This is a genomic window from Allobosea sp. RCC_152_1, assembly GCF_041360765.1.
Taxonomy (GTDB): Bacteria; Pseudomonadota; Alphaproteobacteria; order Rhizobiales; family Beijerinckiaceae; genus Allobosea; species Allobosea spartocytisi.
The window spans coordinates 1,049,417-1,070,419 of sequence record NZ_JBFUPU010000001.1 but is presented as its reverse complement, the minus strand read 5'-3'; the positions used below and the strand labels follow the sequence as shown (position 1 = coordinate 1,070,419).

Annotated in this window: 17 protein-coding genes; 6 read left to right on the top strand and 11 right to left on the bottom strand. The window is 67.4% G+C overall.

All coding sequences use genetic code 11. The features are described 5' to 3' along the window. Genes AB6806_RS05000 through AB6806_RS04990 form a run of 3 tightly spaced genes read right to left on the bottom strand, consistent with a single transcriptional unit; the run spans window position 1 to window position 3,452 of the window. Window positions 1–774, bottom strand: a complete 774-nt coding sequence (locus AB6806_RS05000) for an enoyl-CoA hydratase/isomerase family protein (RefSeq protein WP_142020818.1) — start codon at window positions 772–774, stop codon at window positions 1–3. After that, on the bottom strand, window positions 771–2,363 hold the full coding sequence (locus AB6806_RS04995) for an acyl CoA:acetate/3-ketoacid CoA transferase (RefSeq protein WP_142020817.1): 1,593 nt from the start codon (window positions 2,361–2,363) through the stop codon (window positions 771–773). Before AB6806_RS04995 ends, AB6806_RS05000 begins: the two co-directional genes overlap by 4 nt. A 21-nt stretch (window positions 2,364–2,384) precedes the next feature. Beyond that, window positions 2,385–3,452, bottom strand: a complete 1,068-nt coding sequence (locus AB6806_RS04990) for a LacI family DNA-binding transcriptional regulator (protein WP_142020816.1) — start codon at window positions 3,450–3,452, stop codon at window positions 2,385–2,387. A gap of 165 nt (window positions 3,453–3,617) precedes the next feature. Here AB6806_RS04990 and AB6806_RS04985 point away from each other — a divergent pair, with 165 nt between their 5' ends. Both AB6806_RS04985 and AB6806_RS04980 read left to right on the top strand, forming a co-directional pair. Further along, complete coding sequence (locus AB6806_RS04985; RefSeq protein WP_142020815.1) at window positions 3,618–4,781, top strand: dihydrodipicolinate synthase family protein; 1,164 nt, start codon at window positions 3,618–3,620, stop codon at window positions 4,779–4,781. 11 nt (window positions 4,782–4,792) lie between these two features. Beyond that, entirely contained in the window at window positions 4,793–5,941 is a 1,149-nt protein-coding gene (locus tag AB6806_RS04980) for an acyl-CoA dehydrogenase family protein (RefSeq protein ID WP_370954216.1), read from the top strand. Window positions 5,942–5,962: 21 nt separating this feature from the next. On the opposite strand, the gene AB6806_RS04975 is transcribed toward AB6806_RS04980, so the two are convergent. Together AB6806_RS04975 and AB6806_RS04970 are read right to left on the bottom strand one after the other, a co-directional pair. Continuing rightward, window positions 5,963–7,321, bottom strand: a complete 1,359-nt coding sequence (locus tag AB6806_RS04975) for a sensor histidine kinase (RefSeq protein ID WP_142020814.1) — start codon at window positions 7,319–7,321, stop codon at window positions 5,963–5,965. Then, entirely contained in the window at window positions 7,314–7,979 is a 666-nt protein-coding gene (locus AB6806_RS04970; RefSeq protein ID WP_038367741.1) for a response regulator transcription factor, read from the bottom strand. Before AB6806_RS04970 ends, AB6806_RS04975 begins: the two co-directional genes overlap by 8 nt. A 107-nt stretch (window positions 7,980–8,086) precedes the next feature. Between AB6806_RS04970 and AB6806_RS04965 the strand changes: the two genes are divergently transcribed. From AB6806_RS04965 to AB6806_RS04950, 4 genes are all read left to right on the top strand, one after another. Beyond that, a complete protein-coding gene (locus AB6806_RS04965) occupies window positions 8,087–8,866 on the top strand; it encodes an ABC transporter ATP-binding protein (protein ID WP_142020813.1) in 780 nt (259 codons plus the stop codon). A gap of 16 nt (window positions 8,867–8,882) precedes the next feature. Continuing rightward, window positions 8,883–9,749, top strand: a complete 867-nt coding sequence (locus tag AB6806_RS04960) for an ABC transporter permease (RefSeq protein WP_142020812.1) — start codon at window positions 8,883–8,885, stop codon at window positions 9,747–9,749. A gap of 152 nt (window positions 9,750–9,901) precedes the next feature. Continuing rightward, window positions 9,902–10,918: an ABC transporter substrate-binding protein gene (locus AB6806_RS04955; protein ID WP_142020811.1), complete on the top strand. Its 1,017-nt coding sequence runs from the start codon at window positions 9,902–9,904 to the stop codon at window positions 10,916–10,918. 141 nt (window positions 10,919–11,059) lie between these two features. Beyond that, window positions 11,060–13,399, top strand: a complete 2,340-nt coding sequence (locus AB6806_RS04950) for a xanthine dehydrogenase family protein molybdopterin-binding subunit (RefSeq protein ID WP_370954215.1) — start codon at window positions 11,060–11,062, stop codon at window positions 13,397–13,399. 127 nt (window positions 13,400–13,526) lie between these two features. On the opposite strand, the gene AB6806_RS04945 is transcribed toward AB6806_RS04950, so the two are convergent. The 6 genes from AB6806_RS04945 to AB6806_RS04920 all read right to left on the bottom strand — a co-directional run bounded on the left by AB6806_RS04945 (window position 13,527) and on the right by AB6806_RS04920 (window position 20,918). Beyond that, window positions 13,527–14,618 carry a hypothetical protein gene (locus AB6806_RS04945; protein WP_370954214.1) on the bottom strand — a complete coding sequence of 364 codons (1,092 nt, stop codon included), beginning with the start codon at window positions 14,616–14,618 and terminating at the stop codon, window positions 13,527–13,529. A 1-nt stretch (window position 14,619) separates the two neighbouring features. Continuing rightward, on the bottom strand, window positions 14,620–16,155 hold the full coding sequence (locus tag AB6806_RS04940; RefSeq protein ID WP_370954213.1) for an AMP-binding protein: 1,536 nt from the start codon (window positions 16,153–16,155) through the stop codon (window positions 14,620–14,622). 10 nt (window positions 16,156–16,165) lie between these two features. Next, on the bottom strand, window positions 16,166–17,929 hold the full coding sequence (locus AB6806_RS04935) for an ABC transporter permease subunit (protein WP_370954212.1): 1,764 nt from the start codon (window positions 17,927–17,929) through the stop codon (window positions 16,166–16,168). After that, the gene (locus AB6806_RS04930; protein WP_038368714.1) at window positions 17,926–18,984 is read right to left on the bottom strand and encodes an ABC transporter ATP-binding protein; all 1,059 of its coding nucleotides are present in this window, start codon (window positions 18,982–18,984) and stop codon (window positions 17,926–17,928) included. Before AB6806_RS04930 ends, AB6806_RS04935 begins: the two co-directional genes overlap by 4 nt. 23 nt (window positions 18,985–19,007) lie before the next feature. Then, window positions 19,008–20,075 carry an ABC transporter substrate-binding protein gene (locus AB6806_RS04925; protein ID WP_370954211.1) on the bottom strand — a complete coding sequence of 356 codons (1,068 nt, stop codon included), beginning with the start codon at window positions 20,073–20,075 and terminating at the stop codon, window positions 19,008–19,010. Between the two features lie 69 nt (window positions 20,076–20,144). Continuing rightward, window positions 20,145–20,918: an enoyl-CoA hydratase/isomerase family protein gene (locus tag AB6806_RS04920; RefSeq protein WP_112762081.1), complete on the bottom strand. Its 774-nt coding sequence runs from the start codon at window positions 20,916–20,918 to the stop codon at window positions 20,145–20,147. Window positions 20,919–21,003 lie beyond the last annotated feature (85 nt).

Below are 21,003 nucleotides of genomic sequence, written 5' to 3'. Positions count from 1 at the left end.
TCATTCTCCCCGGTATTGTGGCGTGCGCTTCTGCTGGAAGGCCGCGACGCCCTCCTTCACATCCTCGGTGTAGGAGACGAGTGAACTCGCCAGCGTCTCCATGATCGCAGCGCTGTCCTCGCCCTCGGCCGCATTGATGAGCTGCTTGACGACGAGGTTCGCCACCGGCCCGCGCTGGCAGACGCGCTCGGCCATGGCCTGCGCGGCCGCGAGCGCCCCGCCCTTCTCCACGACCTGATCGACGATCCCAAGCGTCAGCGCCGTCTCAGCCGTGACGATCTCGCCGGTCAGCGCGAGGCGGCGCGCGACCTGCCCGCCGAGCCGCCTGACCAGACGCTGCGTGCCGGACCAGCCGGGAATCATGCCGAGCCCGCTCTCGGGCAGGCCGATCTTGGCCTGCGCCTCGCAGATGCGGATATCGGCGGTAACGGCGAGCTCGAGCCCGCCGCCGAGCGCGTGGCCATTCATCGCGGCAATGACCGGCGGCTTCATCCGCGCGAGCTTGTCGAAGACGCGATGGCCGGAGCGGACCCAGCCCTGCCCCATCTCCAGCGGCGATAACCCGCCCCAGGCGACGATGTCGCCGCCGGCGCAGAAGGCCTTGCCCTCGGCCGTCAGGATGACGGCACGGACCGAGCGGTCGGCGTCAATGGTGTCAGCAAAGCGGCCGAGCAGGCCGACCATGACGTCGTCGAGCGCGTTGAGCTTTTCGGGCCGGGCGAGCGTGATCGTCGCAATGCCCGAGGCGATGTGGAGGCGGACGGGATCGCTCATGCCGCCCTCGCGGGGAGTTCGAGGCCGATCAGCGCCTCGTCGAAGAGCGCGGCGTCCATCAGCTTCGGCGGCTTCGGGACCAGCAGCGGGAATTCGCTCTGAGCGAGAATGTCGCGCTCAAGATCGACGCCGGGCGCGATCTCGGTGACGGCGATGCCGTCCGCCGTCAGCTTCATCACGCAACGCTCGGTGATGTAGGTCACGTCCTGGCCCTGGGCGACGGCACGAGGGCCGGAGAAAGAAATATGCTCAACGGCTTCGACCAGCTTCTTCACCTTGCCCTCCTTCTCGATGACGAGCTTGCCCTCAGTGATGGCAAGCTTGGCCGCAGCGCTGAAATAGCCGGAGAAGACGATGCGCTTGGCCCGGGCGGTGATGTCGATGAAGCCGCCGGCGCCAGCGGTGACATGCGGACGCACGCCAAGCTTGGAGACGTTGACGCAGCCCTGCCTGTCGATCTGCAGGAAGGAGAGCAGCGACATGTCGAAGCCCGCCCCCTGGAAATAGGTAAACTGGTAGGGCGAAGGCACGATCGCCTCGGCATTGGAGGCGCAGCCGAACTGGAATTCGAGCAACGGCACGCCGCCGACGGCGCCCTGCTCGATCACCCAGGTGACGGCGCCGTGCTGGCCTTCCTCAATCAGGATGCGCGGGACATTGGCCGAGATGCCGAAGCCGATATTGACCGCGTCGCCGTAACGCAGTTCCTGCGCGACCCGACGCGCGATCACTTTGGCGACGTCGAAGGCCGGCGTCTCGAAGCTCGACAGCGGCCGGCGCACCTCGCCGGAAATGGCGGGATCGTAGACAGTCTGCGTGGTCTGCATCTGGTCTGGCGCGACCACGATGGCATCGACCAGAATGCCGGGCACGAAGACGGCTTGCGTGTTGAGGCTGCCGGCCTCGACCACGCGCTTCACCTGCGCGATGACGATGCCGCCATTGTTGCGCACGGCCAGTGCCTGATCGAGCGGGCCGAGCAGGCCGCCTTCATGCTCGTAGGAGAGATTGCCGCGCTCATCGGCGGTGGTGGCGCGGATGATCGCGACTTGTGGCACGATGCTGCGGAAATAGAGCCAGTCCTCGCCGTCGAACGCGACGCGGCTGACGATCGGCTCGGCCATGGCGCGCGCGTTCATGGCGCAGCCCTGGTGCTTGGGATCGACGAAGGTGTCCATGCCGATCTTGGTCAGCACGCCCGGCCGCTTGGCGGCGGCTTCGCGGTGCATGTCGAATAGGATGCCGCTCGGGATATTGTAGGCCGGGATCTCATCGCCCGTGACCATCTTCCAGATCGCAGGCGGCTCGGCCGAGGACGGGCCGGAAGGATAAGAACCGCCCATGATCCGGGCGAGCAGGCCGGGCTTGGCGATGTGATCGACGCCCTTGACGCCCCACATGTCGCCGGCCGCGATCGGGTGCAGCGTCGTCAGGTTGCGCGGGTGACCGGAGGCGTCGAAGCGCCGGCCGATGGCTGCAAGCACCGCATCAGGGCAGCCGAGGCCGGAGGAGGAGGAGACCGTGACGATCGCCTCATCCGGGATCAGGGCGGCGGCTTCGTCGGCGGAGAGGATGCGGGGAAAAGCCATGTTTCTTATCTCTTCGAGGTCTCAGCCGGCGGCGGCGAGCGCGCGCTGATAGGCGCCGCAGGATTCACGGATGACGAGGTTGGCGGGGCCGATGAAGCTTTCGGGCTCCGCGGCGGGGTCATTGATCTGCTTCAGCAGCAGCGCGGCGGCGCGCTCGCCCAAGCCCACGGGATCGACGGCGACGGTGGTCAGCGCCGGCGAGACATGGCGCGCCTCGCTAGTGTCGTCGAATCCGACGATGGCGATATCGCGCCCGACGACGAGGCCGTGGCGCGCCACCGCCAGCATCGCGCCGATGGCGGTGACGTCGTTGTAGCAGACCACCGCTGTCGGCCGGTCGGCGAGCGAGAGCACGGCGCTCATCGCGCCGAAGCCGCCATCGCGCGTCGGCATGCTTTCGAGGTTGAGCGCCGGATCGACATTGCGCCCGGTCGCCTCCATCGCAGCGAGGAAGCCGCCATGCCGCTCCTGCCGCACCACCATCGAATGCATGCCGCCGAGAAAGGCGATGCGCTCATGGCCGAGATTGATGAGATGGCGGGTGATGCGGCTCGCCCCCGCCAGATTTTCCGGCACGACATGGCTCACAGCCACATCCGGCAGGCGGCGGATCGCCACCAGCAGGGCGGTACCGGCAGCCCTGACCCAGTCGAGATGCTCAGGCCGCGTATCCAGCGCCGGGCAGAGGATGATGCCGCCGGCGCCGTGCTCGCGCATCATCCGCATCACCTGCTCCTGGCGCACCACGCTTTCGGCGGTGTTGGCCATGAAGGCGACATAGCCCGCCATCTGCAGGACCTTCTCCACGCCGATCGCGAATTCGGCGAAGAACGGGTTGGAGAGATCGTTGAGGACGAGCCCGACGATGCGAGACTGCGCGTTGCGCAGATTGGCGGCGCCGCGATTATAGACATAGCCGAGCCGGTCCATCGTCTCGAGGACGTGCTGGCGCGTCTCGGGCTTGACCGCGCCGCGGCCGGTGAGGACGAGCGAGACCGTCGATTTCGAGACGCCGGCGGCGTCCGCGATCTCGATGATCGTCACCTTCTTCTTGGTATCTTGGCCCTTGCTGCCCTGCGGCTGCGGCATCGTTTCGTCCCGGGGCGCATCGCACTGTTCTTTTCTTGGAACGTTCCATTATCAGTGAATGAGAAGCGAAGCAATATCCCCTTTCAAAGGATTTATGCCGGCTGTATAAGGCTCGAAACACGTTTCTAAAATTGGAACGTTCCAATAAACGATTTGGAGGAAGCGATGGCCGAGATCACCCTGCCCCGCTCGGACGGCAGCAGCGAGCGCTACAGGCTTTCGCCGCCTTCGCCGTTCCCGCAGACGGCAAAGCCCAACGGCATCCGCACCGTCTATGCCGCCGCCCATGTCGTCGCCGCCCCGCTGAAGCAGCAGGAGCCCTGGCGCGTCCCGGCCGTGGATTGGGATGCGACGCTCGCCTTCCGCCGCCATCTCTGGGGCCTCGGCTTCAAGATCGCCGAGGCGATGGACACCTCCCAGCGCGGCATGGGGCTGGACTGGCCCAACGCCGCCGAACTGATCGCCCGCTCGCTGGCCGAGGCCAAGGCGACGCCGGGCGCCGATCTCGCCTGCGGCGCCGGCACCGACCAGCTTGACCCCAACACCGTGCGCAGCCTCGACGACGTGATCCGCGCCTATGAGGAGCAGGTCGGCCATATCGAGAAGCACGGCGGCAAGATCATCCTGATGGCGAGCCGCGCGCTCTGTCGCGTCGCGAAGGGACCGGACGACTATCTCGCCGTCTATGGCCGCCTGATCCGGCAGTGCCGCGGCAAGGTGATCCTGCACTGGCTCGGCGAGATGTTCGACCCGGCGCTCGCCGGCTACTGGGGCAACCGCGATTTCGAGCCGGCGATGGAGACGGTGCTCACCCTGATCCGCGAGCACGCCGACAAGATCGACGGCATCAAGATCTCGCTGCTCGATGCCGGCAAGGAGATCGCGATGCGCCGCCGCCTGCCGGAAGGCGTGGTCATGTATACCGGCGACGACTTCAACTATGCGGAGCTGATCGCCGGTGACGTGCAAGGCTTCTCGCACGGTTTGCTCGGCATCTTCGATCCGATCGCAGCGGCCGCAGCGGCTGCCTTCGCGAAGCTGGAAGCGGGCGACCGCGCCGGCTTCCACGCGATCCTCGATCCCACGGTCGCGCTCTCGCGCCGGCTCTTCGAGGCGCCGACGCAGCATTACAAATGCGGCGTCGTCTTCCTCGCCTGGCTGAACGGCTTCCAGAGCCATTTCCGCATGGTCGGCGGCGCCGAATCCGCGCGCGGCATCCTGCACTATGCCGATCTTTTCCGCCTCGCCGATCAGTCCGGGCTGTTCTTCGAGCCGGAATTGGCAGCGCGCCGCATGGCACATCTTTGCGCCCTCAACGGCGTCGCCTGAGGAGGAAAGCCATGCACGCCCCCTTGCTCGACGCCGAAATCTACGACCAGATCCGTGAGACCGCCCGGCGCTTTGCCGAGGAAGTCGTCAGGCCCGCCGCCAACGATCTCGACCGCGACGAGACCTTTCCCGCCGAGATTTACCGCCAGATGGGCGCGCTCGGCCTGTTCGGCATCACCGTGCCGGAGGCACATGGTGGTGCCGGCCTCGACACCTACGCCTATGCCATCGTGATGGAGGAATTGTCGCGCGGCTATGCCTCCGTCGCCGACCAATGCGGTCTCGTCGAGTTGATCGGCACGCTGCTGACCCGCTACGGCACGCCCGTGCAGCTCAAGCACCTGCCCGACATCCTCGCCGGCAAGACGCGCGTCGCCTATTGCCTGACCGAGGCCGAGGCCGGTTCCGACCTCTCGAACGTCCGCACCACCGCGCGCGAGACCGCAGAGGGCTATGTCATCGACGGCGGCAAGCTCTGGATCCACAACGCTCCCGTCGCCGATCTCGGCTTCGTGCTGGCCTCGACCGATCCGGCCGCCGGCCATCGCGGCATGAGCATCTTCCTGGTCGACCTGCATGCGCCGGGCGTCTCGCGCGGGCCGAAGGAGCACAAGATGGGCCAGCGCGCCAGCCAGGTCGGCGCGCTCAATTTCGACGGCGTCGTGGTGCCGCGCGAAGCCCTGCTCGGCCCCAAGGGGCGCGGCTTCCACATCATGATGAGCGTGCTGGAGAAGGGCCGCGTCGGCATCGCCTCGCTGGCGGTCGGCATCGCGCAGGCGGGGCTGGAGGCCGCTCTCGGTTATGCCCGCGACCGGCGCCAGTTCGGCAAGCCGATCCTCGACAATCAGGGTCTGCAATGGCTGCTGGCCGACATGGCCAAGGACATCGCCGCCGCCCGCGCGCTGGTCGAGCGCGCCGCCTTGCTGATCGATCATGAGAAGCCTGCGACATCTGCCTCCTCGATGGCAAAATGCTTCGCCAGCGACACGGCGGTGGCGCAGACGGCGAACGCCGTGCAGGTCTTCGGCGGCTCCGGCTATATCCGCGGCTTCGAGGTCGAGCGGCTCTATCGCGACGCCAAGATCACGCAGATCTACGAGGGCACCAACCAGATCCAGCGCACCATCATCGCCAAGGAATTGATCAAGAACGGCGCCTGACGCTTCGGCGCCGCGACAGGGTCAGGAACGCGCGAGAATCAGGCGGATGCGCGTCATGGTACTGTCGCGGGACAGCGCCAGCTCGCCCTTGTGAGCCATCGCCACCTCGGCGGCGATGGAGAGGCCGAGCCCCGAGCCGCTCGACTCCGGCCCCTTGGCGAAGGGACGCGTGAACTCGGCCAGCGGCGCGGCAAAGCCGTCGCCGTCATCGGCGACCTCGATCCAGGCGGCGTCCCCATCGGCGCCCACCGTCACGACGAGCCGGCTGCGGGCGCCATGCCGCAAGGCGTTGTCGATCAGGTTGCTCAGCGCCTCGCGCAGGCTGACGGCGTCGCCGGAGACGATCGGCGCCTGCTCCGCCGGCACGAAGGCGATGTCGACCTCGCGCGGCAACGACAGCGGAACCGCCTTTGCCAGAACGCCCTTGGCGAGCTGGTTGAGATCGACGGCGGCCGCAACCGCGACATCCTTGCGGTGGATCACCATCGCATGGTCGAGGAGCTGCCCGGTGAGACGGCCGAGCTCAGCCGTCCGTTCATGGATGCGCTTGACGGTATCCGCCTTGCGCCGCGATGCGGGGGTGCCGATCAGGATTTCGACTTGCGCGTCGAGCGCCGCCAGCGGCGTACGAATCTGATGGGCGGCATCGGCGATGAAGCGCTGCATGATCGCCATCCGCTCTGAGAGGCGCCGCATGAAGTCGTCGATGGCCTGAACGAGATTGCGGATTTCAAGCGGCGGCTCCGCTTCGATCGGGCGCAGGTCGTCGGGGCGCCGGCTCGCGATCTCGCGCTCGATGCGGGTCAGCGGCTTCAGCGCCAGCGTCACCGCATAGGCGGCCGCCAACAGCGCGAGCACGCTCATCACGGCGATGACGCCGAGCGCCTTGAGCGTCAGGTCGCGAGCCAGCGCGCGCCGGGCGTCGGTCGTCTGGGCCACGACGATCGTCGACCAGTTGTTGGTTCCGGGCATGTCGATCTGCCGGGCAAGCGTCGCGATCCGTACCGGCTGGCCCTGATAGGTGCCGTCTTCGAGAACGACGCCAGCGCGGGTCTCCACCGGATCGGCGTCCGATACGAGATCCTCGTAGCCGGCGACGACGATGCCGCGCGGATCGACCACCTTGTAGAAGACGAGATCGTAGTCGGCGAGCGTCGCAATCGTGGAAACCGGCGGTTCGACCGTGACGACCCCGCCCTGGACATAGACGTTCTCGGCGATCTGCACCGCGCCGCCGCGCAGCAAGCGGTCATAGGCCTGCTGGGCCGCGAGCGAGGACGAATGCCAGGCGGCAGCCCCCAGCACGACCGCGCCCGCCGCCAGCACCGCCGTGAGCACGGCAATGATGCGGAAGCGCAGCGACAGGCGAAGGTCAGACAACCGCAAGCTGATAACCCAGTCCGCGCAGGGTCCGGATCTCCACCGGGGCGTCGGCCAGCTTGCGCCGCAGCCTTGCGACGAACTGCTCGACGGCGTTGGGGCTCGCCTCCTGGTCGAAGTTGAAGAGCTGCTCGATCAGCTCCTCCTTGGGCACGATCCGCTCCGGGCGCGCGGCGAGGATCTCGAGCACGGTCAATTCGCGGCGGGTCAGGTTGAGGGGTCTGTCGCCGACGCTCGCGACCCGCCCCGCCCGGTCGATGGCCAGCGGCCCGACGCGCAGCATGTTGTCGGATTGTCCGGCGCTGCGCCGCAACAGCGCCCGCGCGCGGGCTTCGAGCTCGCCATAGTCGAAGGGCTTGACCAGGTAGTCGTCGGCACCGAGGTCGAGCGCCCCGATGCGTTCGTCCACGGCGGAGCGCGCCGTCAGGACCAGCACGGGCGTCGCCAGCCGGCGGGCCCGCATCTGGCGCAGGATGGAGAGGCCATCCTGCCCCGGCAGGCTGAGATCGAGGATGACGAGGTCATAGGCCTGCACCGCCAGCAGCTCGGCGGCGGTGGTGCCGTCCTGCTCCCAGTCGACGGCATGGCCGATCTTCTCGAGCCGCATCACCACGGCTTCGGCGATGTCGGCGGTGTCTTCCACGACGAGCACGCGCAAGCGGATCGGCCTCTGGTTATCGAGTCAGGCTGGAGTCAGTCCCGCAGGCTATCACTGTCGGCAAGCGCCCATAAGTGCGCTCGGGAAACGAAAACAAGGGACGGTGCATGTTAGCCCCATTTGACGCCGCATCCGCGACTCCGCTGCTCTCGGTGGAGGGTGTGACGCTGCAATACAAGACGCCGGACGTGGTGGTGACCGCGACGCGGCGCGTCTCCTTCGACGTCTACCCGTCCGACCGCTTCGTCCTGCTCGGCCCGTCAGGTTGCGGCAAGTCGACCCTGCTCAAGGCGATCGGCGGCTATCTGACGCCGGTCGAGGGAGAGATCAGCCTGAAGGGCCGCAAGATCTCAGGCCCGGGCCCCGACCGGATGATGGTGTTCCAGGAATTCGACCAGCTCCTGCCCTGGAAGACGGTGCGCGAGAACGTGGTCTTCGCGCTGACCGCCTCCGGCCGGGCGATGCCGTCCGAGGCCGGGGAGCGCGCCCGCTCCTATATCGACAAGGTCGGCCTGACCAAGTTCATCGACAGCTATCCGCATATGCTCTCCGGCGGCATGAAGCAGCGCGTCGCCATTGCGCGCGGCATGGCGATGGAGCCCGACGTTCTGCTGATGGACGAGCCTTTCGCCGCGCTCGACGCGCTGACGCGCCGCAAGATGCAGGACGAATTGCTGCGGCTCTGGGACGACACGAAATTCACCGTGCTCTTCGTCACCCATTCGATCGAGGAAGCCATCCGCATCGGGACCCGCATCCTGCTGCTCTCGCCGCATCCCGGCGAGGTCAAGGCCGAGCTCAACAGCGTGCCGGCCGCGGAGATGGGCACGGGCACGCAGGCCGCGCTCGAAACCCGCATCAACGACATGCTCTTCGCGCATCATTGAACCGGAGGTGACCGACATGACCGATCTCGTCAGCTTCCGCCCGGAAATCATCCGCGACGTCCATTCCAGCGACGCGCCGGTCGTCGCCAAGACCATCGGCCTGGCCGAGCGCATCTATCGCCTCGGCTTCGTCCGCAAGGCGGTGATCCTCGCGGTGCTCGCCGTCGCCTGGGAGCTCTATGGCCGCTGGCTCGGCAATCCCCTGCTGTTCCCGACCTTCGGCCAGACGGTCGCGGCCTTCGTCGAGAACATTGTCAGCGGCGTCATCCCGCAGCGCACGCTGGTCTCGCTGCAGACGCTGGTGATCGGCTACGGCATCGGCATCGTGCTGGCGGCCCTGCTCACGACGCTGGCCATCGGCTCGCGCATCGGCGCCGACCTGCTCGAGACCCTGACCTCGATGTTCAACCCCCTGCCCGCCATCGCGCTCCTGCCGCTGGCGCTGATCTGGTTCGGGCTCGGCACCGGCAGCATCATCTTCGTGCTCGTCCACTCGGTGCTCTGGGCGATCGCGCTCAACACCCATGCGGGCTTCCGCTCGGTCTCGAACACGCTGCGCATGGTCGGGCAGAATTACGGGCTGCGCAGCCTGAAGCTGGTGCGGCTCATCCTGATCCCGGCCGCCTTCCCGGCGATCCTGACCGGACTCAAGGTCGGCTGGGCCTTCGCCTGGCGCACGCTGATCGCGGCCGAACTGGTCTTCGGCGTTTCGTCTGGCGCCGGCGGCCTCGGCTGGTTCATCTTCGAGAACCGCAACCAGCTCGAGACGGCCAACGTCTTCGCCGGCCTGTTCACCGTGATCCTGATCGGCCTTTTCGTCGAGAACGTCATCTTCGCCACCATCGAGCGCAAGACGATCCGGCGCTGGGGCATGCAGCACTGACGACCCGGAGCATTTCCGCCTTCTTCTGAAACGCGGGAATGCTCCATTTTCCTGGCTTTATCGCATTTTCTTCACGCGAACCGGCATCCGCTTCGCTCGAAAATGCACTGGTTCCACAAGGCCGAACGGCCGTCACTCGGAGGGAAACACCCATGGCATTCAAGACTTTCCTGCGCACCGCCTTCACGGCCGTGGCACTGGGCGCCGCACTCGCCGCCCCGGCCCGCGCCGAGGTCAGCGAGGTCCGCATCTCCAAGGGCTTCGGCATCCTCTATCTGCCGCTCTTCGTGATGCAGGACCAGCAGTTCCTCGAGAAGCGCGCCAAGGCCGCCGGCCTCGGCGACATCAAGGTGACCTGGCTGATGCTCGACGGCGGCAACGTCATCAACGACGCGATGATGGCCGGGACGCTCGACTTCGCCGGCACCGGCGCGCCGGGCTTCGTCACGCTCTGGGCCAAGGCCAAGGGCATTCCGGGCGTCGAGGTCGTCGGAGTCTCCGGCATGAGCTCGACCTCGCTGTGGCTGATGTCGAACAAGCCGGAGCTGAAGTCGCTCAAGGACTTCACCAGCAGCGACAAGATCGCCCTGCCCGGCATCAAGACCTCGCTCGCCGCCGTCGTGCTGCAGATGATCGCCGCCAAGGAGTTCGGCGACGCGAACTACGCCAAGATGGATCCGATGACGGTGAGCCTGCCGCATCCGGAGGCGCTGGCCGCGCTGATCGGCGGCAAGACCGAGATCAAGGCGCATTTCACCTCGCCGCCCTTCCAGTACATCGAGGCGAAGAGCCCGGGCATCAACCGCGTGCTCAACTCGGTCGACTATCTCGGCAACCTGACGCTCGACGTCACCTTCGCGCCGAAGAAGTTCGTCGATGCCAATCCGAAGATGACCCAGGCCTTCATCGACGCGATGGACGACGCCACCGCCCTGATCGCCAAGGACAAGAAGTTGGCGGCCGAGATCTTCGCCAAGGCCTCGAAGGTGAAGATCGACGCCGCCGAGGTCCAGGAGATGATCGAGGACAAGGACGCCCGCTTCACCGCCACGCCCGAAGGCGTGATGCAGTTCGCCGAATTCATGCACAAGGCCGGGTCGATCAAGGTGAAGCCGACGAAGTGGAGCGACATGTTCGTGCCGCAGCTCGCCGGCCGCTCGGGAAGCTGAGCGCATCCCGAGCCCCAACGGGTTTTCAGATGCAAAAGGGCGCGGTCTCCTCTGGGGCCGCGCCCTTTTGCATGGTAGCCATGGTCGCTGGCTCGAAAATTGAAACCGGGCCTCGATGCGCGACGGAAGAGTGACGGCCTGATGCATGCGAGAATTCCCGGACACCGGGCAGAGACGCTCGGCCCGGCGCTGACACCGACAGATCCGCGCTCGCTGCGCCGTTTCGAGGATGAGCGCTTCCTGACGGGACAGGGCCTTTATCTCGACGACGAAGCCGTCCCCGATGCGCTGCACGCCATGGTGCTGCGCTCGCCGCATGCCCATGCCGCGATCCTCTCCATCGACGCCGAAGCGGCGCGGGGCCTGCCCGGCGTCCACGCCGTCTACACCGCTGCCGAGATCGCCGATCTCGCGCCCCTGCCCTGCTCGCTGGCGATCGCGGGCGAAGCGCCGCTGATCGTGCCGCCCCGATCGCCTCTGGCCGGCGAACGGGTCCGCCATGTCGGCGATCCCGTCGCCTTCATCGTGGCCGAGACGGCTGAGCTTGCCCGCGAGGCCAGCGAGTTGATCGCGGTCGATTACGACATCCTGCCCTCGGTCACCGAGCTTGCCGCCGCCAGCGCCCCCGACGCTCCCGAAATCTGGCCGCAGGCGCCCGGCAACCTCGCCCTGCGCTATCGGCTCGGCGACGGGGCGGCCGTCGCCACCGCCTTTGCGCAGGCCGCCCATGTCGTGACCTGCCGGGTCGTCAACAACCGGATCGCGGCAGCGGCACTCGAACCGCGAGCGGCACTCGGGCGCTTCGACAAGGCGAGCGGCCGCTACCGGCTCTCGCTCAGCGGCGCCTCGGTGCACGACATCCGCCGGGAACTCGCGGCTGTGCTGCGCATCGCACCTGAACGGATCGACGTCGCCTGCCCCGATGTCGGCGGCGGCTTCGGCATGAAGAACGTCACCTATCCGGAATATGCGCTGGTGCTCGTCGCGGCCGAGCGCCTCGGCCGGCCGGTGCGCTGGCTCGCCGAGCGCATCGAGGATTTCTCCGGTGGCGTCCATGCTCGCGACAATCTGACCACCGGCAAGCTCGCCCTCGACGCCAAGGGCCGGTTCCTGGCGCTTCAGGTCGAAACCTCAGCCAATCTCGGCGCCTATGTCTCCTCGCTCGGGCCGGGCAGCGCGACCACCGCGCCGACGCCCGCGATGGGCGGGCTCTACGACATTCCCGCGATGACGATGGATGTCCGCTGCGTCTTCACCAACACCGTCCCGATCGACGCCTATCGCGGCGCCGGCAAGCCGGAAGCGAACTATCTGATCGAAAGGCTCGTGGAGGCGGCGGCCAACCGCTTGCGGATCGACTCCGCCACCTTGCGCAAGCGCAACTTCATCCGCCGCTTCCCCTATCGCAAGCCCTTCGGCGCCGTACTCGATTGCGGCAGCTTCGGCAGCAATCTCGACCAGGTTCTGGCTGCGGCCGACCGCGCCGGCTTCCGGCGCCGCAGGGCGGAATCCCGCCGACGCGGCAAGTTGCGCGGCTTCGGCATCGGCTGCTTCCTGGAAACCTCGCGCGGCGCGCCAAACGAAGATGCCTGGCTGTCGTTCCGCGCCGATGGCGGCATCGACATGACGGTCGGCACCCAATCGAACGGCCAGGGTCACGAGACGAGCTTCGCCCAGCTTCTCGCGAGCCGGTTCGGCCTGCCGGTGGAGCGTTTCCGCCTCATCCAGGGCGATACGGCGCGCGTCCCCAGCGGCGGCGGCCATGGCGGCGCCCGCTCGCTGCATATGGGCGGCGGCGCGCTGGCACTGGCGGCCGATGCGCTGATCGAGAAGGCAAGGCCCGCAGCCGCCGAACTGCTTCAGGCGGCAGCGGAAACCGTCAGCTTCCACAACGGCCGCTTTCTCGCTCCGGGCGCCGGCGAAGTCGATCTCGGCAGCGTCGCGCGCCATGTCGCGGAGACGACCGGCAAACCCCTCGCCAGCCATGGCGCCCGCCGCGATGCGCCGCTCACCTTTCCCAACGGCGCGCAGGCCGCCGAGGTCGAGGTCGACCCGCAAACCGGCGAAGTGACCCTGCTGCGCTATGTCGCCGTCGACGATTACGGCACGCTGATCAACCCCTTGCTGACCGAGGCACAGGTCCATGGCGGGCTGGCGCAGGGCATCGGCCAGGCGCTGATGGAGGAAGCCCGCTACGACCCCGATGGCGGCCAGCTCCTCAGCGCGACCTTCATGGACTACGCCATGCCGCGCGCGATGGACCTGCCGGCTTTCGAATTGTCGATGGTGGAATTGCCGACGCAGGCCAACCCGCTCGGCGCCAAGGGGGCGGGACAGGCCGGCTGCATCGGCGCGCCGCAGACCGTGATCCACGCGATCCTCGATGCGCTGCGGCCCCTCGGCGTCACGCATCTGGACATGCCGGCCACTCCGGCGCGGATCTGGCGCGCGATCCGGGAGGCGCAGCAGGCCAAAGATTGAGGAGTCAGCGCTTTCCCGAGGCCCCGGCTAAAGCCTGCTGACTTTGCGCAGAACCACGTCGTCATCCCGGCTCTCCGCTTCGCTCCGGCCGGGATGGACTCACGTTTCGATGAAAACGCAGCAGGCTCTAACTCTGCGGCTGCCCCATCAACCTATCGCGCAGGCGGAGCAGCTCCTCGCAGACCGCTTCCAGCTCCAGCACCGCGAAGCCCTCGCGCAGAGCGGGAACATGCTCGCCGAGCCTGGCGCCGAGGACGCCGGTGAAGCCGGCCCGGCCCTCGGCCGAAACGACGAGCCCGTTCTGCGCCTCGAAGGAGGCATTCCAGGCGACCGCCTCGGCTTCCGATAATCCGGCGGGAAGGTCGAGTTCGAGGACGCCATCCGTCGTCAGCCGGACCGGGTAGCCGCCCGGCAGGCCGTTCGGCCCCGGTACATGTCCGTGCCAGACGCGGCCGGAAGCCATGGCGAGCAGCATGGGGACGCCGCTCGCTCCCGAGATCTCGATCACCGGCTCGGGCGTGAGCTGGATATCGGCGAAGCGTGCGTAGACATCCCCGACCTCGACGCCGTCGAGCCAGACGCGCGGCGGCCGCCCGCCCCGCTCCTCCGGCCGTCGGCGCCAGGCGGCGAGGTTCTGGTAATGGGCGAGAACCTTGACCTCGGCCCCCAGAGGCGTGGCGGCCGAGCCAGCGAAGACGTTCGACAAGATCGCGACATTGCCCATGCCGCAGACGACGTCATGCCCCAGCGCGCGGATCATGCCGTTGACCACGTCGGGGAAGCCGCAATTGACCAGCGTGACCGCCCTGCCGCTGCGCGTGATCGCCGCGGCGACGCGGGAGGAGAGCAGCGCCTGGAAGACCGCCGTGGCGCTCAGGCCGCCTTCGGCGACAAGCTGCGTCCAGGCGTTGCCGGTCTGGGCGATGACCTGCGAGGTCTGGATCGAGGCGGCCTGCACGACGATGCGCGGGCCGGTCGCCGCGAGCATCTCGTCCGAGGCGTTCGGGGCGAGCAGATCGACCGCATGGGTGGTAAAGCGCGCCTTCTTGCCGAACAAGGCGGCGCGGGCGTTGGCGGCCGTGCGCAGCCAGTTAAGCCGCTCGCGGTTGCGGCCGGCGATGACGACCGCGACGGGCTCCTCCGCCGTCGCGGCGATGTCGAAGGCGATGCGCGCGGCGAAGCCGCCGGTGCCGGAGATGAGGATGTCACAGCCGGCCATGTTAGCGCCCCGTCGCCATCGCCGCGCGGTCCCAGCAATCGTCGAGTCGGGGCGAGAGCTTGTGCTTCATGATGCGCTGGCTCGCGGTGCGCTCGAATTCGTCGACGACGGCGATGTAGCGCGGGTTCTGGTAGGGAGCGAGGCGCTGGCCGAGCCAGCCGGACAAGGCCTGCGGATCGATGATCACGCCATCGCGCGGCTTGACGAAGAGCTTGATGTCCTGCTCGCCGACATCGGCGGCGACGCCGATCATGGCGCAATCCTCGACCGCCTCATGCTCGGCCGCGACATGCTCGACCTCCCAGGCCGAGACGTTCTCGCCCCGGCAGCGCACGCTGTCGGTCATGCGGCCGTGGAAGTAGAGGTTGCCATCAGCGTCGAGGGAGCCGAGATCGCCGGTGTGGAAGCCGTCCGCGCGCAGGGCCTTCGCGGTCGCCTCGGGATTGTCGAGATAGCCCGGGAAGATCGCACCGGGGATGCTGGTCTCGATCACGATCTCGCCGCGCTCGCCGGCCGGCACCGGCCGACCCTCCGTATCCTGGAGCTTCACCGTGAACCAGGGCATCGGCCGGCCCACCGAGCCGACCACGCCGCTGACGTTGCAGGTCGTGAGGCTGGAGGCTTCCGTCATGCCGTAGCATTCGCGGATATCGATGCCGAAGCGGTCGCGGAACTGCGGCCAGATATCCGCCGGGCAGCCTCCACCCCAGGCGATGCGTACGCCGTGCTCGCGATCGCGCGGCGATGGCGGCTGCTTCAGCAGGATCTGGAGGATGCCGCCGAGATAATGGATATGGCTCGCGCCTTCCTCTCTGACCTGATCCCAGAAGCGGCTGGCGCTGAAGCGCTCGACCATGGCGAGCGTGATTCCGCTGATCATCGGCAGGGGCAGAAGCTGCGCGCCGCCGATATGGTAGAGCGGCTCCCAGACGAAGAAGACGTCACCCGGCCCGGCATCGGAGAGCCGCACCACGCTCTCGGCCGCAAGCCGCAGCATGCGGTGCGAGACGATCACCCCCTTGGGCCGCCCGGTCGTGCCGGAGGTGTACATGATCGCGAAGACGGCATCTGGCGACGGAGCCGGTTCTGAAAAGAGCTCCCTGCCTGACAGGATCGCATCGAGTTCCCCGCTCGGTGAATGGGTTAGCAGCGGCAGCTCCGCCCCCTGTCCCATCGCCTCGGCGATCTGCGGCGCAAGCTCCGCGTCGGCCACAACGAGGCGCGGCTGCGAATGGGTCAGCAGGTAGCGCAGCCCTTCGCCGCGCTGCTGCGCGTTAACCGGCACCCAGGCGACACCCGCCCGCGCGAGACCGAAAACCACCGCGATGGTCGCGATCGAATTGCGCATCATCACGGCGACCCGGTCGCCAGCCACGATGCCGTGCGCTCTCAAATGCGCGGCGAAGGCGGCCGAACGCCGCTCGATCTCGGCATAGGTCACGGGCTCGCCGCAGAAGCGCGCATAGACGCGCTCCGGCTCAGCCGCGGCGCGTGTCGTCAGAAGGCTCACGAAGCCAGCGTCGTCGAAGGAGGTCATCGTCGTCGGTTCAGTCGAGTCGGGAAGAGGAGCGGAAACGTTCCGCGATGAGCAGCATCGCCGTCACCACGATGAAGACGACGACCGAGACGGCCGCGAGCGTCGGGTTGAGCTGCAGGATCATGTCGTCCCACATCTGCTTCGGCAGCGTCGTCTTGAGGCCGCCGGAGACGAAGATCGCAATGGTCAATTCGTCGAAGGAGGTGATGAAGGCGAAGAGAAAGGCTGCGACGAGGCCGCCCTTGACCAGCGGGATGGTGACGCCGGTCAGCGTCCGCACCCGGTTGGCGCCGAGGGTCGCCGCCGCCTGGTCGAGGCGCTGGTCATAGGTCTTCAGCACGGCGGCGATGGTGACCAGCGTGAACGGGATCGCCAGCACGGTATGGCCGATGACGAGGCCGAGATCGGTCGCGATCAGCCCCAGCCGGGCGAAGAGATAGAACAGCCCGACCGCGATGACGATGCGCGGCACGATCATCGGCGCGAGGAAGAAGGCGAAGATCAGCCCGGCCCAGCGCGTGCGGCTGTTTGCCAGCGCCAGCGCCGCGAACCCGCCGATCGCCGTCGCCGCAAAGGCGGTGACGAAGGCGACCGCGAAAGAGCGGATCGTCGCCTGGATCCAGAGCGGCGATTCGAAATAGGTGCGGAACCAGCTCAGCCCGTAGCCCGGCGGCGGGAATTCGAGGAACTGCGACGATGTGAAGGCGAGCGGGATGACGAGCAGCGTCGGCAGCACCAGGAAAGCGATGACGAGCCAGCAGAAGCCGGGCAGCAGCAGCGCGCAGACGCGCTTGCCGAGCAGGGATCGCGTGACCGCCCCGAGACGCGCGGCGGCCGCCGCGATGAGGGAGAGGATCGCCAGGCCGAGATCGCGGATACGGCCGGTGCCGACCTGCCCGGAGCCGCCGGCGATGGTCGAGAGCCCGAAGATCCGGTCGTAGACGACGCATGAAACCAGCGCGGCCAACAGCATCATCGCCGACAGGGCTCCCGCGAAGGACCAGTTCAGCAGCTCCTGGACCTGGGTGATGATGAGCTGCGCCAGCATCGTCTCCTGCCGCCCGCCGAGGAAGGCCGGCACGATGAAGAAGCCGAGCGAGGAGATGAAGACGAGCAGGCCCGCCGCCGCGACGCCAGGCAGCGAGAGCTTGAAATAGACCAGCCAGAAGGCGCGCGCGGGCGCTGCACCCAGCGTCTGCGCCGCCTGGACGAGCCGCCGGTCGATGCCGGTCATCACCGGCAGCATGGTCATCACCGCCAGCGGCACCATCGCATGGACCATGCCGACCATGACGCCGAACTGGTTGTTGATCAGCGAAAGCGGCTGGTCGACGACATGCGCGCCGGTCAGCAGGGAATTGATCACGCCGCTGCGGCCGAGGATCAGCATCCAGGCGAAGGTCTTGACGAGATAGCTCGTCCAGAACGGCACCATGACGAAGAGCAGCATCCGGCCGCGGAACAGATCCGGCAGGCGCGCCAGCCAGTAAGCGAGCGGATAGCCGATCAGCAGCGACCACAGCGCCGTCCAGCCGGCGATGCGGAAGGTGATGCCGAGCACGCGCAGATAGACGTCGGTCGCGGCGATGCGCTGGTAGGAACTCGCCGAGAAGGCTCCATTGTCCGGATCGACGACGCTCAGGCCCAGAAGCTGCGCGACCGGCCAGACGAAGAAGACCGCGAGGAACAGGACGCCGGGCACCGCCAGCCAGAGCGCGTTGAGGCGCAGCCTGCCCGCACGCGCCGGCGCGCTCGTGACGCTTACGGCGCTCATGCGACCAGCACCGCCTTGTCGCGCGGCCAGCCGGCGACGATGGCCTCGTCGATGGCCGGCACCGCATCGTCGGGGCCGAGGCGCAGCACGAGCTGGCTGCCATCCTCGAGCGCCGCGATGACGCGCGTCTCCGAGCCGGCATAGACGATTTCGCTGACGCGGCCGTTCACGGCGTTGCCGTCCTGCGCGCCGAGGCGCAGGTTCTCGGGCCGGATCACGAGGGCCGCGTCCCGGCTCTCGCAATGCGCGCCGTGCGGCAGGGCGAAACGGCCATGTGCGGTCTCGAGCGAGCCGTTGCCGTCCCAGCGGCCGCGGAAGATGTTGGAGATGCCGATGAAGTCGGCGGCGAAGGCGGTGCGCGGGCGCTCATAGATCTCGCGCGGCGTGCCAAGCTGCTCGATCTTCGCGTGATTCATCAGGCAGATGCGGTCGGACATGGCGAGCGCCTCCTCCTGGTCATGCGTGACATAGACGATGGTCGAGCCGCTCTCGCGGTGCAGCCGCTTGATCTCGATCTGCATGTGCTCGCGCAGCTTCTTGTCGAGGGCGCCGAGCGGCTCATCCATCAGGATGATCGAGGGCTGGTAGACGAAGCAGCGCGCCAGCGCGACACGCTGCTGCTGGCCGCCGGAGAGTTCGCGCGGGAAACGCCCGGCGAGATGGCCGAGATGCACCATCGCCAGCGCATCGGAGACGCGCTTGGCGACCTCCGCGCCCGGACGACCGCGCATCTTGAGCGGAAAGGCGATGTTCTCCGCCACGGTGAGGTGCGGGAACAGCGCGTAATGCTGGAAGACGAGGCCGATATCGCGCTGGTGGACGGGCGTCGCCGACTGGTCGCGGCCGTCGATGACCACCCTGCCCTCGCTCACCTCGACCAGCCCGCAGATGAGCTGGAGCAAAGTGGTCTTGCCGGAGCCCGAAGGCCCCAGCAAGGTCAGGAACTCGCCCTCGGCAACGCTGAGCGAGCTCGGCTCGAGGGCCGTGGTCGCGCCGTAGCGCTTGCACAGCCCCTCGACCACGAGCTTCGCCGGTTTTGCTTCGGTCACGGTCATCCCGGCGCTCGTCGCCATCGCCATCAGGTCAGGAGCCAGGAATTGAAGCGCTCGGTGACCTTGGCGCGATTCTCGCTCCACCAGCTCTCATTGGCGATCGCCATCTGCTTCAGGTTTTCCGGCGAGGTCGGCAGCAGCTTGGCGCGCTCGGGCGAGATCGTCTGGTAGGCGTCCAGATTGGTCGGGCCATAGGCCAGCGCCTCGGTATAAACCGCCTGCTGCTTCGGGTCGGAGCAGAAGCGGATGAACTGGCGCGCCACCTCGGCCTTCGGACCGCCCTTGGGCAGACCCCAGCCCTCAATAGAGTAGAGTCCCTGATTCCAGATGATCCTGGCCGGCGCGCCGCCGTCGATGGCAGCCTGAAGGCGGGCGTTCCAGCCGGTGGTCATGTCGACCTCGCCGCTTTGCAGAAGCTGCGTCGACTGGGCCCCACCCGTCCACCACACCGAGATATGCGGCTTGATCTTGTCGAGGACCTTGAAGGCACGCTCGACATCGAGCGGGTAAAGCTTGTCGAGCGGCACGCCGTCGGCAAGCAGCGCCTGCTCGATGCTGTCGATCGGGTTCTTGCGCATCGAGCGGCGACCCGGGAACTTCTCGACGTTGAAGAAGTCGGTCCAGCTCTCCGGGGCGTTCTTCACCTTGTCGGTCCGGTAGGCGAAGATCGTCGAATAGACGTCCGTGCCCATGAACTCGGGCGAGATCGCCTCCGGCATCAGCTTGGGCACATCGGCATGCGAAAAGCCGATCGGGTCGAGCAGGCCTTGCGCCTTCAGGATGTCGCGCGCCGACAAGGTCAGCGTGCACACGTCCCAGGTATAGGACTTGGTCTCGACCATCGCCTTGAACTGCGCGGTCGGCTCGGCCTCGCGGGCGACGTTGACGACCTTGTTGCCGGTCGCCTTTTCGAACGGATCGTAGAAGGCCTTGCGGAAGGCGGGGCCGAACGGACCGCCGGGATCGGCGACCGTGATCTGCGTCGCGGCGCGCGCCGTACCGATGAGATAGGGCGCGGCGACCGCTCCGGCGGCGACGCCGCCGGCCAGTTGCAGCAGGGTACGCCTCGTCGGATTCGTGGTTCTGCTCGTCATCGTCTTCTCCCCTTCAAGCGGTTTTCCGCATTTCCCCGTGGGTGATCAGATCGTCAGGCGCTCTGAGTTTCAGGCGCTTTTGCGTGCCGCGCGCTGGGCGAGAAACGCCTCCATCATCCGCGCCGGCTCGCCGGTGGCGTAGGCTTCGCGCTGGGTGCGGATGCCGGCGGCCAGGCACTCGCGGAAGCTCGCCTCGGTCACCTCGCGGAAGCGGGCCTTGTTGAGCCGCATGGCGACGGGCGCCTTGGCGGCGAGCTCTTCCGCCAGGGCGAGCGAGGCTTCCATGACCTTCTCCTTCGGCACGATCCGGTTGATCAGGCCGATGCGGAACGATTCCTCGGCATCCATCATCCGGCCCGTCAGGGTGAGGTCGATGGTGCGGGCGATGCCGATCATCTCCTTCATGATCCAGGGACCGGTCACCGAGGCGATGCCGGAATTGATCTCGGGCTGGCCCATGGTGACGCCGTCATGGCCGATTCGCAGGTCGCAGAGCAGCGCGACCTGGAAGGCCGAGCCCGCCGCGACGCCGTTCAGCGCCGCGATCAACGGCTTCGAGAGCGAACGGATGCGGTCATAGAGACGCTCCCATTCATGCATCCAGGCCTCGGCGCGATCGGGATCGAAGGTCTTGGTCTCGTTGAGGTCCTGGCCGGCGCCGAAGGCGCGTTCGCCTGCCCCGGTGAGGATGATAGCGCGCACCGCCTCGTTCGCCTCCAGCTCGTCGAAGCACTCGACCAGCCGCGCGCGCATCGGCGCGTTCCAGGCATTGAGAACCTGCGGGCGGTTGAGGGTCACGATGCCGACAGCACCGCGCACCTCGATCAGAACTGAATCCTTCATACCGCCCTCCGATGGCTATTTATCACAATGCGATAAATTCTATTGAACATTCTGCGCGAATGGCCCAGCTTGTCAAGGCAGCCGG

What these genes read in the sequence shown, in the direction of transcription:
- AB6806_RS05000 (WP_142020818.1), bottom strand. Translation starts at nt 774, where the DNA reads ATGAGCGATCCCGTCCGCCTCCACATCGCCTCGGGCATTGCGACGATC.
- AB6806_RS04995 (WP_142020817.1), bottom strand. Translation starts at nt 2,363, where the DNA reads ATGGCTTTTCCCCGCATCCTCTCCGCCGACGAAGCCGCCGCCCTGATC.
- AB6806_RS04990 (WP_142020816.1), bottom strand. Translation starts at nt 3,452, where the DNA reads ATGCCGCAGCCGCAGGGCAGCAAGGGCCAAGATACCAAGAAGAAGGTG.
- AB6806_RS04985 (WP_142020815.1), top strand. Translation starts at nt 3,618, where the DNA reads ATGGCCGAGATCACCCTGCCCCGCTCGGACGGCAGCAGCGAGCGCTAC.
- AB6806_RS04980 (WP_370954216.1), top strand. Translation starts at nt 4,793, where the DNA reads ATGCACGCCCCCTTGCTCGACGCCGAAATCTACGACCAGATCCGTGAG.
- AB6806_RS04965 (WP_142020813.1), top strand. Translation starts at nt 8,087, where the DNA reads ATGTTAGCCCCATTTGACGCCGCATCCGCGACTCCGCTGCTCTCGGTG.
- AB6806_RS04960 (WP_142020812.1), top strand. Translation starts at nt 8,883, where the DNA reads ATGACCGATCTCGTCAGCTTCCGCCCGGAAATCATCCGCGACGTCCAT.
- AB6806_RS04955 (WP_142020811.1), top strand. Translation starts at nt 9,902, where the DNA reads ATGGCATTCAAGACTTTCCTGCGCACCGCCTTCACGGCCGTGGCACTG.
- AB6806_RS04950 (WP_370954215.1), top strand. Translation starts at nt 11,060, where the DNA reads ATGCATGCGAGAATTCCCGGACACCGGGCAGAGACGCTCGGCCCGGCG.
- AB6806_RS04945 (WP_370954214.1), bottom strand. Translation starts at nt 14,618, where the DNA reads ATGGCCGGCTGTGACATCCTCATCTCCGGCACCGGCGGCTTCGCCGCG.
- AB6806_RS04940 (WP_370954213.1), bottom strand. Translation starts at nt 16,155, where the DNA reads ATGACCTCCTTCGACGACGCTGGCTTCGTGAGCCTTCTGACGACACGC.
- AB6806_RS04935 (WP_370954212.1), bottom strand. Translation starts at nt 17,929, where the DNA reads ATGAGCGCCGTAAGCGTCACGAGCGCGCCGGCGCGTGCGGGCAGGCTG.
- AB6806_RS04930 (WP_038368714.1), bottom strand. Translation starts at nt 18,984, where the DNA reads ATGACCGTGACCGAAGCAAAACCGGCGAAGCTCGTGGTCGAGGGGCTG.
- AB6806_RS04925 (WP_370954211.1), bottom strand. Translation starts at nt 20,075, where the DNA reads ATGACGAGCAGAACCACGAATCCGACGAGGCGTACCCTGCTGCAACTG.
- AB6806_RS04920 (WP_112762081.1), bottom strand. Translation starts at nt 20,918, where the DNA reads ATGAAGGATTCAGTTCTGATCGAGGTGCGCGGTGCTGTCGGCATCGTG.